General features: G+C 61.7%; 16 protein-coding genes. 2 read left to right on the top strand and 14 right to left on the bottom strand.

What is annotated here, in order from left to right; genetic code table 11:
* Positions 1 to 24: 24 nt before the first annotated feature.
* From thiO to APH35_RS26660, 5 genes are read right to left on the bottom strand one after another with little or no spacing between them, the layout of a single operon-like run.
* Positions 25 to 1,122 carry a glycine oxidase ThiO gene (thiO, locus tag APH35_RS26680; protein ID WP_060494523.1) on the bottom strand — a complete coding sequence of 366 codons (1,098 nt, stop codon included), beginning with the start codon at positions 1,120 to 1,122 and terminating at the stop codon, positions 25 to 27.
* 54 nt (positions 1,123 to 1,176) lie between these two features.
* A complete protein-coding gene (locus tag APH35_RS26675; protein ID WP_012270376.1) occupies positions 1,177 to 1,566 on the bottom strand; it encodes a type IV pilin protein in 390 nt (129 codons plus the stop codon).
* A gap of 1 nt (position 1,567) precedes the next feature.
* Positions 1,568 to 2,011: a hypothetical protein gene (locus tag APH35_RS26670; protein WP_012270375.1), complete on the bottom strand. Its 444-nt coding sequence runs from the start codon at positions 2,009 to 2,011 to the stop codon at positions 1,568 to 1,570.
* Positions 2,008 to 2,649, bottom strand: a complete 642-nt coding sequence (locus APH35_RS26665) for a PilW family protein (RefSeq protein WP_012270374.1) — start codon at positions 2,647 to 2,649, stop codon at positions 2,008 to 2,010. Before APH35_RS26665 ends, APH35_RS26670 begins: the two co-directional genes overlap by 4 nt.
* A complete protein-coding gene (locus APH35_RS26660; protein WP_060515778.1) occupies positions 2,646 to 2,828 on the bottom strand; it encodes a prepilin-type N-terminal cleavage/methylation domain-containing protein in 183 nt (60 codons plus the stop codon). Before APH35_RS26660 ends, APH35_RS26665 begins: the two co-directional genes overlap by 4 nt.
* A gap of 109 nt (positions 2,829 to 2,937) precedes the next feature.
* Here APH35_RS26660 and APH35_RS28690 point away from each other — a divergent pair, with 109 nt between their 5' ends.
* Positions 2,938 to 3,456, top strand: a complete 519-nt coding sequence (locus tag APH35_RS28690) for a GspH/FimT family pseudopilin (protein ID WP_082425859.1) — start codon at positions 2,938 to 2,940, stop codon at positions 3,454 to 3,456.
* Here the strand turns inward: APH35_RS28690 and ispH are convergent.
* The 6 genes from ispH to murJ form a co-directional block, all read right to left on the bottom strand.
* Entirely contained in the window at positions 3,425 to 4,372 is a 948-nt protein-coding gene (ispH, locus tag APH35_RS26655; RefSeq protein WP_010951872.1) for a 4-hydroxy-3-methylbut-2-enyl diphosphate reductase, read from the bottom strand. The two genes, APH35_RS28690 and ispH, sit on opposite strands and share 32 nt — an antisense overlap.
* A 14-nt stretch (positions 4,373 to 4,386) precedes the next feature.
* A complete protein-coding gene (gene fkpB, locus APH35_RS26650) occupies positions 4,387 to 4,824 on the bottom strand; it encodes an FKBP-type peptidyl-prolyl cis-trans isomerase (RefSeq protein WP_012270371.1) in 438 nt (145 codons plus the stop codon).
* Positions 4,817 to 5,332 carry a signal peptidase II gene (gene lspA, locus APH35_RS26645; protein ID WP_012270370.1) on the bottom strand — a complete coding sequence of 172 codons (516 nt, stop codon included), beginning with the start codon at positions 5,330 to 5,332 and terminating at the stop codon, positions 4,817 to 4,819. Before lspA ends, fkpB begins: the two co-directional genes overlap by 8 nt.
* On the bottom strand, positions 5,325 to 8,156 hold the full coding sequence (gene ileS / locus APH35_RS26640; RefSeq protein ID WP_012270369.1) for an isoleucine--tRNA ligase: 2,832 nt from the start codon (positions 8,154 to 8,156) through the stop codon (positions 5,325 to 5,327). Before ileS ends, lspA begins: the two co-directional genes overlap by 8 nt.
* Positions 8,153 to 9,103 carry a bifunctional riboflavin kinase/FAD synthetase gene (gene ribF, locus APH35_RS26635; protein WP_041166363.1) on the bottom strand — a complete coding sequence of 317 codons (951 nt, stop codon included), beginning with the start codon at positions 9,101 to 9,103 and terminating at the stop codon, positions 8,153 to 8,155. The genes ileS and ribF overlap by 4 nt, the downstream gene beginning before the upstream one ends.
* A gap of 118 nt (positions 9,104 to 9,221) precedes the next feature.
* A complete protein-coding gene (gene murJ / locus APH35_RS26630) occupies positions 9,222 to 10,760 on the bottom strand; it encodes a murein biosynthesis integral membrane protein MurJ (RefSeq protein WP_012270367.1) in 1,539 nt (512 codons plus the stop codon).
* Positions 10,761 to 11,010: 250 nt separating this feature from the next.
* Here murJ and rpsT point away from each other — a divergent pair, with 250 nt between their 5' ends.
* Positions 11,011 to 11,289 (top strand): 30S ribosomal protein S20, encoded by a 279-nt coding sequence (gene rpsT, locus APH35_RS26625; protein ID WP_003247625.1) that lies wholly within the window; start codon positions 11,011 to 11,013, stop codon positions 11,287 to 11,289.
* 153 nt (positions 11,290 to 11,442) lie between these two features.
* Here rpsT and APH35_RS26620 read toward each other — a convergent pair whose 3' ends face one another.
* From APH35_RS26620 to APH35_RS26610, 3 genes are read right to left on the bottom strand one after another with little or no spacing between them, the layout of a single operon-like run.
* Positions 11,443 to 13,743 carry a PqiB family protein gene (locus APH35_RS26620; protein ID WP_041166362.1) on the bottom strand — a complete coding sequence of 767 codons (2,301 nt, stop codon included), beginning with the start codon at positions 13,741 to 13,743 and terminating at the stop codon, positions 11,443 to 11,445.
* Entirely contained in the window at positions 13,736 to 14,359 is a 624-nt protein-coding gene (locus APH35_RS26615) for a paraquat-inducible protein A (RefSeq protein WP_012270365.1), read from the bottom strand. Before APH35_RS26615 ends, APH35_RS26620 begins: the two co-directional genes overlap by 8 nt.
* On the bottom strand, positions 14,346 to 15,005 hold the full coding sequence (locus APH35_RS26610; protein ID WP_012270364.1) for a paraquat-inducible protein A: 660 nt from the start codon (positions 15,003 to 15,005) through the stop codon (positions 14,346 to 14,348). Before APH35_RS26610 ends, APH35_RS26615 begins: the two co-directional genes overlap by 14 nt.
* Positions 15,006 to 15,123 lie beyond the last annotated feature (118 nt).

The raw sequence follows: 15,123 nt of genomic DNA, 5'->3' as shown, positions 1-15,123 counted from the left end.
GCGGGTTTACCCGCGAAGAAGCCCTCAGCCCAAACGACCTTCTGGCGCATAAGGCGCCGGGTCGATAATCGGCTCGGCCCCGGTCAGCAAGTCGGTAAACAATTGGCACGAAGCCGGTGCCAGCACCAGCCCATTACGGTAATGCCCGCAGTTCAGCCACAACCCCGCATGCCCCGGCACCGGCCCGATATACGGAATACCTTCCGGAGAGCCCGGCCGCAGCCCCGCCCAGTGCGCCACCACCGTGGCCCCCTCAAGCTCAGGCAACAACTCCACCGCCGATGCCTTCAGGCTGTCCAGCGCATCCCCGGTCGGGGTCTTGTCATAACCGGCATGCTCCAGCGTACTGCCCACCAGAATGTGCCCATCACGCCGTGGGATCGCATAGCGCCCCTTGGCCAGCACCATACTCGGCAAGAAGTCGTCGGCGCACTTGAACAGGATCATCTGGCCCTTCACCGGCTCTACCGGCAGTTCGAGGCCAAGGGTACGCAGCAGGTCACCACTCCAGGCGCCAGCGCTGAGCACCACTTCATCCGCCACCAGCACGCCGTCGGCGGTCTGCACCCCGGTCACGCGCCCGTCCTGCTGCACGAAACCGGTGATCTGGCAGTGTTCGCGCAAGGTCACGTTAGGCAGCGCCAGCAGCGCCGCCTTCAGCGATTTGACCAACCGTGGGTTGCGCACATTGGCCACCCCAGCCATGTAGATGGCGCGCTTGAAGCCCGGGCCCAGCACCGGCACCGCGTCATAGGCCGCCGAGATATCCACGGCGCTAAGCGGTCGCTGCTCGCGCTCGGCCCAGGCCAACGCTTCGGCCTCGTCGTCCAGATCGAGCCAGTACAGCCCAGTGGTGTGCACTTCGGGGTCGACGCCGGTGCTGGCGAACAAGCGCTCGCCCAGCTGTGGATAAAAGTCTTGCGACCAGTGCGCCAGGGCGGTCACCGCCGGGCTGTAGCGCCATGGGTACAACGGCGAAACAATGCCACCGCCAGCCCAGGACGACTCGCGGCCAACCTCGCCCTGATCACACACCACCACCTGGCCGACCTTTGCCGCCAGGTTGAACGCCGTCAGCAGGCCAATCACCCCGCCGCCGACCACCACTACTTGCTTGTTCATCTGTCGATCCAACACCTGAAGTAAAACCGCGATGCACCGGGCATCATTCAACCTTCAGCTTCCCCAGCAGTGCTCGCTGCCACCAACGGCACCGGGGTTGCTGCGCGCGCCAGCCTGGTCGAGCTGGAAATCGCCACAGCCATCCTGTGCCATCAGCCCATTCGGCAGCCGCCGGGCGTGCAGCGTGAAGGTGTCGCTGCCGCGCTGGGCCTGCAGGCTGTAGTAGCGGGTACCGTCGGGCAAGGCCGGGTCGCCCTCGGCATACTCGCCGGTGCGCACGCGGTGGCGCTCCAGACGCAGGGCGGCATCATGCAGCAGGCCAACCACTTCGCTGCGCGCGGCTCGCCGAAGCTGGTCGCTGTAACTGGGGTAGGCAATGGCTGCCAGAATGCCGGTCACGGCCAGCACAATCAACAACTCGATCAGGCTCAAGCCTTGCTGCATGTCAGTCTCCTCTGAGTCTTTGTCGCCAGGCCATGCGTTGCATCTTGTCGTCGGCCACGGCGTAGACGGCTTCCAGTACCTGTCGTGACTGGGTTTGTTTGCTCACGGCGGTTATCCGAAACAGGGTGGCCTGCGCGCGCTTACTCGGGCCAAGATTCTGCAGGTGGAAATAGCCCTCTTGCGTGCTGTGCCACTGCCCGGCCAGGTCGTGCGGTCGAGCTGGCGGCATGCACGCGGAACACGGATCAGGAGGTGCACGCTTGATCTCGGCCTCCCCTGCTTGCAAGGTGGCCTCCGCTTCTTCGAGCGCCAGCAGACCATCGCGCAGGTGACCGGCCATTCGCGTTTCCACCAAGGCATCACTCAGGGCTGAGGCCGCCAGCAAGCCGAGCAGCAGGCTCAGTACCAACGCCAACAGCAGCACGACACCGCGTTGACGCTTCATGGCCCCGGCACCGAGTTGCGCAGCGCCACGCTAAGCTCATGGCGCTGTTCGAGTTTGAGCGTGGGCTCGTACAACGTGAGCGCGATATCCACTCTCACTCCTTCGGGTGTTTGCACACGTTCGAAGCGCGCCTCTCGTACATTCTCGACCAGCGGCTGAAAGCTTCTTCCTCGCTTGAACTTCAGTTGGTTGCCCTGGAGCTGGTAGACGTATCTGCTGATAGGAAACGCCAGTGGATAGCCCTCTTTGGGATCCACATCCACGCTCACTTTCTCGATGCAGTCTGTGTGCAAGAGCCAGTCAGACTTGCCAGCCTGTCCGGGCAACTCCGCTACAACCAGGCTGAGGGTAGTGGAATCAACTTCCAATGGTCGGGCGAAAGCCAACTGTGAGCCCGGGGCGTTGAAGTCGCCTGGACCGAGCTGAAGACAGCCAAACATCCCCGTCATGCGGATGTCCTGCGCCATACGCAGTAATGCCTGACGTGCTTCATCCTGCATACGCACTGCCGTGCTTTGCAGGCGCCAAGCCTGGTGTGCGGAGGTAAAGAGCTGGCTGGCCGCCGCCAGCAGCAGCAACCCGATGGCCAGTGCCATCACAACTTCAAGCAAACCGAACCCAATCTGGCGGCGCCTCATCGCCGCCTCCGCTCAAGCTCGCTATGCGCCGCCATCGCCGCCTGCCCATCACGGCGTGCGCTTTCCGTCGCCTGCAATGCCTGCAACTGCATCGCTGCGGTTGCGAACATGCCCACGGCCACAACCGCGACAGCCAACAGCACTTCCAGGAGCGTCATGCCCCGTTGCCTTACGTGCATCCTTGCACCTCCCGTGACTTTTCCTGCAATAGCCTTGGAACCGGCCGACTAGAACGCTTGGCCAGCGAACGTGAAGCTATAGCCAAGCACTTCCAGGGAGGAATGCACGGTGAGGCAACGCGGCGTAACACTGATTCAAATGTTGTCGGCCTTGGCGGTGGCTGTCTTGCTGACACAGCTGGGTATTCCGGCCTACGCCAGGATGAGTGACGACCTACACCGGGCGGCAGCGGCCCGAGATCTGGCCCAGGCACTGCGCAGTGCGCGCAGCCATGCCGTGCTGCAGGGCCAACCGGTAGTTGTAGTGGCGCTGGACGGTAATTGGGGGAATGGCTGGCGTGCAGTGTTAGAGCACAATCAGCAAGTGCTGCGTGAACATCGGCTTTCTCGACCCATGTACATCGCAGCGAATACGGGGGGGCAGGTGAAATTCAGTGCACAGGGTGTGCCGATGCAGCCAAACAACGCTCAGCTGAGTGGCCGGCTTGTAGTCTGCGAAAAAACCAACAGCCCTTATCATGTGGTTCTGGCAAGCACTGGCAGAGTAGCCTTGCGCACAGGCGAACCGAATCATCCGCTGTGCGCAAAGCCCCTGATCAGATCAGCGAACGAACCCGCAGCTCTTTAGGCATCGAGAAGGTGATGTTCTCCTCCCGCCCATCCAGCTCTTCAGCGCCCGTGGCGCCCCAAGCCTTGAGTTGCTCGATCACGCCACGCACCAGCACTTCGGGGGCCGAAGCACCGGCAGTGATGCCGATACGCGCGGCCTGGTCGAACCAGCCGCGTTGCAGGTCCTCGGCACCATCAATCAGGTAAGCCGGAGTGCCCATGCGCTCGGCCAGCTCGCGCAGGCGGTTGGAGTTGGAGCTGTTCGGGCTGCCGACCACCAGCACCACGTCACTCTCGCCTGCCAGTTGCTTGACGGCGTCCTGGCGGTTTTGGGTGGCGTAGCAGATGTCGTCCTTGCGCGGGCCACCGATGTTCGGAAAGCGTGCACGCAGGGCGTCGATGACGCGACTGGTGTCGTCCATCGACAGCGTGGTCTGGGTGACGAAGGCCAGGTGGTCCGGGTCGCGCACCTGCAGGTTGGCAACATCTTCCTCGTCCTCGACAAGGTAGATGGCGCCACCGTTGCTGGCGTCGTACTGGCCCATGGTGCCTTCGACTTCCGGGTGCCCTTCGTGGCCGATGAGAATGCACTCACGGCCATCGCGGCTGTACTTGGCCACTTCGATGTGCACCTTGGTCACCAGCGGGCAGGTGGCATCGAACACTTTCAGGCCACGGCCAGCTGCTTCCTGGCGCACGGCCTGGGAAACACCGTGGGCACTGAAGATGACGATGACATCGTCCGGTACCTGGTCCAGCTCTTCGACAAAGATGGCGCCACGGTTGCGCAGGTCTTCCACCACGAACTTGTTGTGCACCACTTCGTGGCGCACATAGATCGGCGGGCCGAAGACTTCCAGCGCGCGGTTGACGATCTCGATCGCCCGGTCGACCCCCGCGCAAAAGCCGCGAGGGTTGGCGAGTTTGATTTGCATGCTCGGCTCCAGGCTTACAGGGCCTTCACCTCGAGGATCTCCACCTCGAAGGTCAGGGTCTTGCCAGCCAGTGGGTGATTGAAGTCGATGGTCACCTGGTCGTCATCGAACGCTTTGACCACACCTGGCAGCTCGGTGTTGGCGGCGTCGTTGAAGATGATCAGCAGGCCTTCGGACAGCTCCATGCCTTCGAAGTTGGAGCGCGGCATAACCTGCACGTTCTGCGGGTTAGGCTGGCCGAAAGCGTTCTCCGGGGCCACTACCACAGTGCGCTTGTCACCGGCCTTGAAGCCGAACAGGGCGCTTTCAAAGCCCGGCAGCAGGTTGCCATCGCCAACCTTGAAGGTGGCCGGGGCTTTGTCGAACGTGCTGTCGACGGTGTCGCCGTTTTCCAGGTGCAGCGCGAAGTGCAAGGTGACTTCGGTGTTCTGGCCGATACGGGTGTCAGTCATGGACCGGATCCTCGGACTTCTTGCTCTTGAACATATCCAGCGCCAGCATCACCGCACCAACGGTGATGGCGCTGTCGGCCACGTTGAAGGCCGGGAAGTAGTGGCGGTTCTGCCAGTGCACCAGGATGAAGTCGACCACATGGCCCAGCACGATGCGATCGTACAGGTTGCCGATGGCGCCACCCAGCACCAGCGCCAGTGCCACGGCCAGCCAGGTCTCGTTGCGCCCCAGGCGCTTGAGCCATACCACCAGCACGGCACTGACCACCACGGCGATCAGGGCGAACAGCCAGCGCTGCCAGCCAGCGCCATCAGCGAGGAAGCTGAACGCGGCACCGGTGTTGTAGGCCAACGTCCAGCTGAAGTAGTCAGGGATGACCACAATCTGCTGGTACATGGTCAGGGCGTTGTTGAAGTACAGCTTGGTGGCCTGGTCGAGGACCAGGACCAGCAAGCTCAGCCAAAGCCATGCAAGGCGCCCGAAGCGCCCCGCTGCAGGGTTAGGCATAGTGGCGCACCTCACCCGAACCGCTCAGGTTGTCGACGCAACGGCTGCAGATTTCCGGGTGCTCCGGGTGGCTGCCAACGTCGGCGCGGAAGTGCCAGCAACGGCCGCACTTGGCGTGGCCGGACTTGACCACCTTCAGCTTGAGGCCTTCGACTTCGGTGGCCACGGCTTCGGCCGGCGCCTGAGCGAACGGCACCACGCTGGCGGCCGAGGTGATCAGCACGAAGCGCAGTTCGTCGCCCAGCTTGCCCAGGTCGGCGCTCAGGCCTTCGTCGGCGTACAGGGTCACTTCGGCCTGCAGGTTGCCACCGATCACCTTGGCGGTACGCTGGTTCTCCAGCTCTTTGTTCACCGAGGCCTTCACCGCCATCACGCGGTCCCAGTAGGCGCGGTCCAGCTCGGTGCCTTCCGGCAGCTCGCTCAGGCCCTGGTACCAGCCGTTGAGCATTACCGACTCGTTGCGCTCGCCCGGCAGGTACTGCCAGATTTCGTCGGCGGTGAACGCCAGGATTGGCGCGATCCAGCGCACCAGCGCCTCGCTGATGTGGTACAGCGCGGTCTGGCAGGAGCGGCGGGCGACACTGTTGGCACCAGTGGTGTACTGGCGGTCCTTGATGATGTCGAGGTAGAAGCCGCCCAGTTCCTGTACGCAGAAGTTGTGCACCTTGGAGTAGACGTTCCAGAAACGGTACTCGCTGTAGTGCTCTTCCAGCTCGCGCTGCAGCAGCAGGGTGCGGTCCACGGCCCAGCGGTCCAGTGCCAGCATGTCTTCCGGGGCCAGCAGGTCGCGGGCCGGGTCGAAGCCGGACAGGTTGGACAGCAAGAAGCGCGCGGTATTGCGAATACGGCGATAGGCGTCGGCGCTGCGCTGCAGGATCTGCTCGGAAACCGCCATTTCACCGGAGTAGTCGGTGGCCGAAACCCACAGGCGCAGGATGTCGGCACCCAAGGTGTTGTTGACCTTCTCCGGCTCGATGGTGTTGCCCAGCGATTTGGACATCTTGCGGCCGTTTTCGTCCACGGTGAAGCCATGGGTCAGCAGCTCGCGGTATGGCGCGTGGTTGTCGATGGCGCAACCGGTCAGCAACGACGAGTGGAACCAGCCACGGTGCTGGTCAGAGCCTTCCAGGTACAGGTCGGCGACCGGGCCGGTGGTGTGGCCGATGTCGTGCGAACCACGCAGCACGTGCCAATGGGTGGTACCCGAGTCGAACCACACGTCGAGGGTGTCGGTGATCTTGTCGTACTGGTCGGCTTCAACGCCCAGCAGCTCGGCGGCGTCCAGCTTGAACCAAGCCTCGATGCCCTCCTGCTCGACGCGTTTGGCCACTTGCTCCATCAGCTCGACAGTGCGCGGGTGCAGTTCGCCGGTCTGCTTGTGCAGGAAGAACGGGATTGGCACGCCCCAGTTGCGCTGACGCGAAATGCACCAGTCCGGGCGGTTGGCGATCATCGAATGCAAGCGCGCCTGGCCCCAGGCCGGCACGAACTTGGTGTCTTCGATGGCTTTCAGCGCGCGCTCACGCAGCGGCTCGCCGGTGGTTGGCTGCTTGTCCATGCCCACGAACCACTGCGCAGTAGCACGGTAGATCAGCGGGGTCTTGTGGCGCCAGCAGTGCATGTAGCTGTGGCTGATGGTTTCGGTGTGCATCAGCGCACCGACTTCGCTCAGCTTCTCGACGATGGCCGGGTTGGCCTTCCAGATGAACTGGCCGCCGAAGAAAGGCAGCGACTCGACATATACACCGTTGCTCTGCACTGGGGTGAGGATGTCGTCGTTGACCATGCCGTAGCGCTTGCAGGTAACGAAGTCGTCTTCACCGTAGGCAGGTGCCGAATGCACCACGCCGGTACCCGCGCCCAGCTCGACGTAGTCGGCCAGGTAGATTGGCGACAGGCGATCATAGAACGGGTGACGGAAGTTGATCAGCTCCAGCGCCGAACCTTGGGCGGTGGCAATGATCGAGCCTTCCAGGTTGTAGCGCTTGAGGCACGACTCGACCAGCTCTTCAGCCAGTACCAGCAGGCGCTCGCCGGTGTCGACCAGGGCGTACTTGAACTCCGGGTGGATGTTCAGCGCCTGGTTGGCCGGGATGGTCCACGGGGTGGTGGTCCAGATCACGATGGCGGCCGGTTTGGCCAGCGACGCCAGGCCGAAAGCAGCGGCCAGCTTGGTTTCATCGGCAACCGGGAAGGCCACGTCGATGGTCTGGGATTTCTTGTCGGCGTACTCGACTTCCGCTTCAGCCAGGGCCGAACCGCAATCGAAGCACCAGTTCACAGGCTTGAGGCCCTTGAACACGAAGCCTTGCTTGACCATCTCGGCCAGGGCGCGGATTTCACCGGCCTCGTTGGCGAAGTTCATGGTCTTGTACGGGTTGTCCCAGTCACCCAGCACGCCCAGGCGAATGAACTCGGTCTTCTGCCCTTCGATCTGCTCGGCGGCGTATTCGCGGCACAGCTCGCGGGTGCGGTCGGCGGACAGGTGCTTGCCGTGGGTAACCTCAACCTTGTGCTCGATCGGCAGGCCATGGCAGTCCCAGCCCGGTACATACGGCGCATCGAAGCCGGCCAGGGTCTTGGAGCGGACGATCATGTCCTTGAGGATCTTGTTCAGCGCATGACCGATGTGAATCTTGCCGTTGGCATAGGGCGGGCCGTCGTGCAGGACGAACTTGGGACGATCCTTGCCAATTTCGCGCAGCTTCTGGTACAGGCCAATGCTGTCCCAGCGCTGCAGGATCTGCGGTTCGCGCTGAGGCAGGCCGGCCTTCATGGGGAAGGCGGTGTCCGGAAGGTTAAGCGTGGCTTTGTAGTCGGTCATTTCAGGCTCTTCGTTAGCGGTTGAGCGTGCCAATGTGCACGTGCGGCGGCGATATCCGCATCGATCGCCGACTTCAGCGCCTCCAGGGAGGCGAATCGCTGCTCTTCACGCAGCTTGTGGTGGAACTCCACCGTCAGGCGCCGGCCATACAGGTCACCGGCATAATCCAGTAGATGAATTTCCAGGTGCGGGCGCCCATCACCGGCAACGGTGGGACGCACGCCAATATTGCCGACACCCGGCCAGGCCTTGCCGTCGATTTCGATGCTGGCCAGGTAGACCCCGGACAGCGGCACGCGGCGGCGCTTGAGCTGGATATTGGCGGTAGGTGTGCCGAGCTGGCGGGCCAGCTTCTGGCCATGCAGTACGCGGCCAGTGATGCTGTACGGGCGACCCAGCAGGTGCTCGGCCAGTTCGAAGTTGCCCTCGGACAGGGCCTTGCGCACTTCGGTGCTGCTGACCCGCAGGCCGTCCTGGATTACCGTGTTGGCGGCCTCGACGGTAAAGCCGTACTGCTTGCCGGCCTCGATCAGGAAGGCGAAATCGCCAGCACGGTCGCAGCCAAAGCGGAAGTCATCGCCCACTTCGAGATGACGCACACCCAAGCCGTCGACCAGGATGGCCTTGACGAAGGCATCGGCGCTGAGCTTGCTCAGGCGCTGATTGAACGCCAGGCACAAAACCCGGTCAATGCCCTCGGCGGCCAGCAGCTCGACCTTGTCGCGCAGGCGGGCCAGGCGCGCCGGCGCGGTTTCAGGGGCGAAGTACTCGCGTGGTTGCGGTTCGAAGATCACCACGCAGGTCGGCAGGCCCAAGGCCTGGCCGCGCTCGCGCAGACGCGCCAGGATTGCCTGGTGGCCGCGGTGAACCCCGTCGAAGTTGCCAATGGTGGCGACACAGCCCCGGTGCTCGGGGCGCAGGTTGTGAAGACCTCGAACCAGCTGCATAACGCGCTTCTTGCTCATAAAGTGGCCGATTATAACCACACCCGGGCGCTGGTGACAGGCAGCAGCGCCCAAGGGCGGCGTGGAATGCGAAAAACCGACGTTTGACCCGCCCCAAGCCTTAGTGCAAGGCCTTGCGGGCGAAATGCCGAGGCCGGAAGCCGCACAGGTACAGGCAGCCGAAATACGTCACGACGCCCGCCAGGATCAATGCCCCCAGGCGCAGGAAGCGCTCGAGCATGATGCCCTGCTCCCAGGCCGGCATATAGTGCATGCCCGCCAACAGTACCGCCGACATGAGTGCCACTGCCAAAACAAGCTTGAGCAGGAACATTGCCCAGCCTGGCTGAGGTTCGAACAACTGCTGACTGCGCAGCTTCCAGAACAGCAAGCCGGCATTCAGGCAGGCACCGAGGCTGATCGCCAATGCCAGGCCGGCATGTGCGAGCGGCCCGACCAGGGCAAGGTTGAACAGCTGAGTGCAAACCAGCGTGAAGATCGCGATTTTCACCGGCGTGCGGATATTCTGCTGCGCATAGAAGCCGGGTGCCAGTACCTTGACCAGAATGATCGCCAGCAAGCCCACGGAATAGGCCATCAGCGCCCGCTGGGTCATGGCCGCATCGAACGCACTGAATTTGCCGTATTGAAACAACGCAACGGTCAGTGGCTCGGCAAGAATGGCCAACGCCAGGGTGCAGGGCAGCACCAGCAGGAAGCACAGGCGCAGGCCCCAGTCGAGAATCCGCGAGTACTCCTCGCGGTCCTTGTTGGCGTAGGTCTTGGCCAGGGTCGGCAGCAGGATCGTGCCCAATGCCACGCCCAGCACACCCGAAGGCAACTCCATGAGGCGGTCGGCGTAGTACATCCACGACACCGACCCGGCCACCAGGAAGGAGGCGAAAATGGTGTTGATGATCAGCGATATCTGACTTACCGACACCCCGAGAATCGCCGGCAGCATCTGCTTGAGAACCCGCCACACGCCGGCGTCCTTGAGGTTCAGGCGCGGCAGTACAAGCATGCCGATCTTCTTCAGCGCCGGCAGTTGGTATAGCAACTGCGCCAGGCCACCGGCCAGCACGCCCCAGGCCAAGGCCATGATCGGCGGGTCGAAGTACGGTGTCAGCAGCACGGCGAAGGCGATCATCGCCACGTTCAGCAAGGTCGGGGTGAAGGCCGGTACCGAGAAACGGTTCCAGGTATTGAGGATCGCACCGGCCAGGGAAGACAGCGAGATCAGCAATATATAAGGAAAGGTCACTCGCAACAGGGCGGTGGTCAGCTCGTATTTTTCGGCGCTGTCGACAAAACCCGGGGCCGTCGCCCACACCACCCAGGGCGCCGCCAGGATACCGATGGCGGTCACCAGGGCCAGGACCAGGGTCAGCAGGCCGCTGACGTAGGCAATGAAGGTGCGTGTCGCCTCCTCGCCCTGCTGGGTCTTGTATTCGGCCAGGATCGGCACGAAGGCCTGGGAGAATGCACCTTCAGCGAAGATCCGCCGCAACAGGTTGGGCAACTTGAACGCGATGAAGAAGGCGTCGGTGGCGACACCGGCACCGAAGATGCGCGCCAGGATGGTGTCGCGGACGAAGCCCAGCACCCGCGAAATCATGGTGATCGAGCTTACTGCAGCCAGGGATTTGAGCAGGTTCATCGAAAAGATTCACGCCAATGACAGAGGACGCTGCCAGACAGCGTCCGAATGTGCGATACTCCCGCGCCTTCGCAGGGGAGCCAAAAATTCCCGAGTGTACAGGTCGCGCAGCAGAAAGGAATCTTTCCCGCTTGTTGGCGCACCGCTCGGCGGAACCTTGCAGGTGGCCTTGACAATCGATCTACTGATCGGCATGATTCGCGGCCTATTTTGTTTGCTATTTACCTAAAGTCTTTCGAGGAGCTCGACGGTGGCCAACACACCTTCCGCCAAGAAACGTGCAAAACAGGCTGAGAAGCGTCGCAGCCACAACGCCAGCCTGCGTTCCATGGTCCGCACCTACATCAAGAATGTAGTTAAAGCCATTGACGCAAAAGACGCCGAAAAAGCGCAAGCCGCTTACGTTCTGGCTGTACCTGTAATCGACCGTATGGCCGACAAAGGTATCATCCACAAGAACAAGGCTGCTCGTCACAAAGGCCGTCTGAATGGCCACATCAAGGCGCTGAAAGAAGCTGCAGCTGCCTAAGCGACGCGCTAGTCGAAAAACCGACCCTAGGGTCGGTTTTTTGTTGCCTGCAATTTATTGAAATCCTTCGGTCCCAATATTTATGGTCAATTGACACAATTCATCATCAATTGACACCTGCAGGAGCGGGCAAACCCGCCCCTGCAGACACTCTTACTTGGCGATTTGGATCTTCGGCGCCCACTGCATCCATTCATCCTCCGCCTTGTCGAACAAGGCGAATGTCTGCTGCGGTCGTGCTGGGTTGCCCATCTGCTCGCCATCTGGCGTTGCAAAAGCGATACCGCCATCGATCAGGGTCTGCACCGACTCGGTGCGCACCGTAGCGCCCTTGAACAGCCCCCAATCGAAACCGAAGCCACTGCTGTTCCAGAAACGGCTACCGCTGCGTACCAAGGCGGCATAGCGCGGCTCGATGAGGATATGGATCAGCACACGGTCAGCGCTCTGGCCCAGCTCGAAGCCTGTCACCTTGCCCACCGCAACCTCACGGTAGGTCACCGGCACACCCGGTTTGATCGAGCCACGGCGTGGCGCACTGAGTGTCAACGGCAGACCGACCTCTGGCCCCGCCACCTGTGGAGCATCGGCCAAGGCAATGAAATCACGCTGCGGACCACGGTCCTTGGCTGCCGGCTGCACTTCCAGGTACTGGCCGCCAATCAGGGTGTCGAGGTTCTCGGTGCGCACCAGGCCTAATGCTGGCTTGACCACCCAGAACTGCGTACCGGCGCGGGCGATACGGTCCGCCGCTTCGGTAATGCGCGCCCGCAGCAGCACGGCCTGCAAGTCATCGGTGAGGTCGACGCTTTCGATACTGCCCACATCCAGGCCACGGAAGCGGATCGCCGTACCCGGCTTCAGGCCATCTGCACGGTCGACACGGATGGTGATCAACGTGCCGGCACGGTTTACCGCTTCTTGGCTGTCATGCAGGCGGAAGCGCGGAATGTGCCGTTTCAGCGCCACATCGGGCCGCGGCGTGTCGAAGGCGATACCACCGGCCATCAATGTTTGCAGTGATTCACTCTTGATCTTGATGCCAGAAAGGCCGCCGGTCAGGGTGATACCACTGACGTTCCAGAAGCGCGACGAACCATTGACCAGCTTTTCGTACTCCTTCTCGATATGTACACCGATCAGGATGCGGTTGCTGTTGCGAGCGAACTGGTAGCTTTGGACGCTACCCACCTTCACCTGGCGGTACATAACCGGGCTGCCGACTTCCAGCGAACCCAAGGTGTCGGCGAACAACACCATGTGCAGGCCCGGCGCCTTGAGATCGAGTGGCGGCGCCTTGGCACGGGCCTCGAACTCACGCTCTGGCCGTGCGCCCTTCTCACCGGGGCGAATGGCGATGTAGTTACCTTTGACCAGCGCTTCCAGGCCAGTGATACCCGCCAGGGAAATGGACGGTTTAACTACCCAGAACTGAGTCCCGTCCACCAGGTAGTCTTCGGTCAGCGGGTCCAGTGTCAACTCGGCCGACGCGCTGGACAGGTTGTCTTCCATCTTCAGGGCCTTCAGCGAGCCCACCTGTATGCCCTTGTACATGACCGGCGTGCGACCCGCTTGCAGGCCTTCATAATCGCTCAGTTTCACTTTGACCCGAATACCGGCCTGGGCTGCATCAAAGTCCTCATACAGGCGGAATGGCAGGCTCGGGTCGGTGGGCGGGCTGTCCTTGCGGTATTCCGGCGTGGCGAAGGCAATACCACCAGCCACGATGCTCGACAGCGACTCGCTGCGCACCTTCACACCTGACAGCGAAGCATCGATGCTGACGCCGCTGGCATTCCAGAAACGCGTGTGCTTACGCACCAGGCTGGCGTAGGCGGGCTCAATGAAGACTTTGACCTCGACGGTGCTCTGGTCCTCGGACAGTCGGTAGCTTTTCACCCGACCCACCTGAATCTGCTTGTAGAACACCGGGCTGTCACGGTTGAGCGAACCCAACCTGTCGGCCTTGAGGGTCAGATGCAGGCCAGGTTCCGTATCCGAAAGCGGCGGTGCCACCTTCAACGCGGTAAAGCGCTTGGTACGCTCCCCCTCCCCTGGACTGACGGCGATGTAGTTACCCGACACCAGTGTCTCAAGGCCGGTAATACCCGCCAGGCTGACACTGGGCTTAACCAGCCAGAAGCGTGTGCCCTTGGTCAGGTGAGGCTCCGCAGCCTTGTTCATCTCGATGGTGGCGATCACTCCCTGGTTGTCGCCCTCGGCATCGAGCACCAGGTTCTTCACCTTGCCTACCGGCATGCCCTTGTAGATGACTTCGGTCTTGTTGGCGACGATACCTTCACCCGACTCGAAGCGGACTTCAATTTCTACCCCCGCCGAGCTGTAGGCCTGCCACGCGAGCCAGCCACCGATCATCAAGGCGATCAAAGGCAGAATCCAGATGGCCGACCAGTTAGAGGCTGGGCGGGTTTTAGCCGTTGGCAGGTCACTCATGGTCGTCATCCGACTCCGTGTTATCCCAAATCAGTCGGGGATCGAAAGTTAAAGCGGCAAGCATTGTCAGGATCACCACAGTTGCGAAGGCGACAGCGCCCAGATTGGCTTCGACACTGGCTATTCGGCCGAAATTCACCACGGCCACCAGGATGGCGATGACGAAGATATCGAGCATGGACCAGCGCCCAATGAATTCGATGAAGCGGTACATCAATATCCGTTGCCGCGCCGAAAGCGGCTGGTGACGCTGAACGGAGTACAGCAGCAGGCCAATGCCCACCAGCTTGAACGTGGGCACCAGGATACTGGCAATGAACACCACCGCAGCAATGGGCACCATGCCGTGCTTGAGCAGGGTAATGACGCCGGACATGATCGTGTCGGGGCTGCCCTGGCCGAGTGTACTCACAGTCATGATCGGCAGCAGGTTGGCCGGGATGTACAAGATCGACGCGGCAATCAGCAGCGCCCAGGTACGCACGATACTGTTTGGGCGGCGAGCATGCACAATGGCGCCGCAGCGTGTACAGGTCTGCGACGTGCTGTCTTGCACTTGCTTGTTCAGTTCATGACATTCATTGCAGACAAGAATGCCTGCATCAATCGCCCGCATGCAGGTCCTCCCCCGAAAGTGCACTCCAAATCTGGTGCGGTGACATCACCACCTCAAGCCATACCTGGATCAACAACAGGCTGATGAAACAGAACAGCCCCAGGCCCACGGTCAACTCGGCCAGGTCCACCAGCTTGACGATAGCCACCAACACCCCCATGAAATAGACCTCGAGCATGCCCCAGTCACGCAGGTGGTGATAGATGCGGTAGAACAACAGGCCGAAGTTACGCCCCACGTTCAAGCGGATACTCAGCAGTACCGCCAGTTGGCAGAGCAGTTTTGCCAAGGGGATGGCCATGCTGCACAGGAAGACGACTACCGCTACACCACGCATCTGCGAATTGTACAGGCCCAGTACGCCGCTCCAGACAGTATCGTCCGAGGTCTGGCCAAGTAGGTGCAACTGCATGATCGGTAGAAAATTGGCAGGCACGAACAGCAACAGCGCGGTCAGTACCAACGCCAGGCTACGGTTGACCACGTTGTGCCGATGAGCATAAAGCTCGTAACCGCAACGTGGGCATTGGGCTTTCTCACCGTGCTGGAGCACGGGCTTGCGCAGCAGCAGGTCGCATTCGTGGCAGGCGACAAGCTCGTCCAACGGCAATTGGGCCAAGGTTTCAGGTTCGACAGAGTTGGGCATATAGCGCTTCTGAATAGGTGCGTGGAGCTATTCTAGTGTTCTGGCTCGAATTGTGGGAGCTGACCTTGGCCTAGAGGGGGGTGGGGTAATCCCTATGAGACGTGGCTTTTCAGGCTAC

The sequence above is a fragment of the Pseudomonas sp. NBRC 111132 genome (genome assembly GCF_001320565.1).
GTDB lineage: Bacteria > Pseudomonadota > Gammaproteobacteria > Pseudomonadales > Pseudomonadaceae > Aquipseudomonas > Aquipseudomonas putida_P.
Note: the sequence above shows the minus strand (reverse complement) of the source record. Positions and strands in the feature narration are given on the sequence as shown.

Excerpts from the sequence above, each read along its gene's own strand:
- ribF (WP_041166363.1), bottom strand. The coding sequence starts at position 9,103 with ATGCAGCTGGTTCGAGGTCTTCACAACCTGCGCCCCGAGCACCGGGGC.
- APH35_RS26610 (WP_012270364.1), bottom strand. The coding sequence starts at position 15,005 with ATGCCCAACTCTGTCGAACCTGAAACCTTGGCCCAATTGCCGTTGGAC.
- APH35_RS26660 (WP_060515778.1), bottom strand. The coding sequence starts at position 2,828 with ATGCACGTAAGGCAACGGGGCATGACGCTCCTGGAAGTGCTGTTGGCT.
- APH35_RS26665 (WP_012270374.1), bottom strand. The coding sequence starts at position 2,649 with ATGAGGCGCCGCCAGATTGGGTTCGGTTTGCTTGAAGTTGTGATGGCA.
- APH35_RS26615 (WP_012270365.1), bottom strand. The coding sequence starts at position 14,359 with ATGCGGGCGATTGATGCAGGCATTCTTGTCTGCAATGAATGTCATGAA.
- ispH (WP_010951872.1), bottom strand. The coding sequence starts at position 4,372 with ATGCAAATCAAACTCGCCAACCCTCGCGGCTTTTGCGCGGGGGTCGAC.
- thiO (WP_060494523.1), bottom strand. The coding sequence starts at position 1,122 with ATGAACAAGCAAGTAGTGGTGGTCGGCGGCGGGGTGATTGGCCTGCTG.
- ileS (WP_012270369.1), bottom strand. The coding sequence starts at position 8,156 with ATGACCGACTACAAAGCCACGCTTAACCTTCCGGACACCGCCTTCCCC.
- APH35_RS26620 (WP_041166362.1), bottom strand. The coding sequence starts at position 13,743 with ATGAGTGACCTGCCAACGGCTAAAACCCGCCCAGCCTCTAACTGGTCG.
- fkpB (WP_012270371.1), bottom strand. The coding sequence starts at position 4,824 with ATGACTGACACCCGTATCGGCCAGAACACCGAAGTCACCTTGCACTTC.
- murJ (WP_012270367.1), bottom strand. The coding sequence starts at position 10,760 with ATGAACCTGCTCAAATCCCTGGCTGCAGTAAGCTCGATCACCATGATT.
- APH35_RS26675 (WP_012270376.1), bottom strand. The coding sequence starts at position 1,566 with ATGCAGCAAGGCTTGAGCCTGATCGAGTTGTTGATTGTGCTGGCCGTG.
- APH35_RS26670 (WP_012270375.1), bottom strand. The coding sequence starts at position 2,011 with ATGAAGCGTCAACGCGGTGTCGTGCTGCTGTTGGCGTTGGTACTGAGC.
- lspA (WP_012270370.1), bottom strand. The coding sequence starts at position 5,332 with ATGCCTAACCCTGCAGCGGGGCGCTTCGGGCGCCTTGCATGGCTTTGG.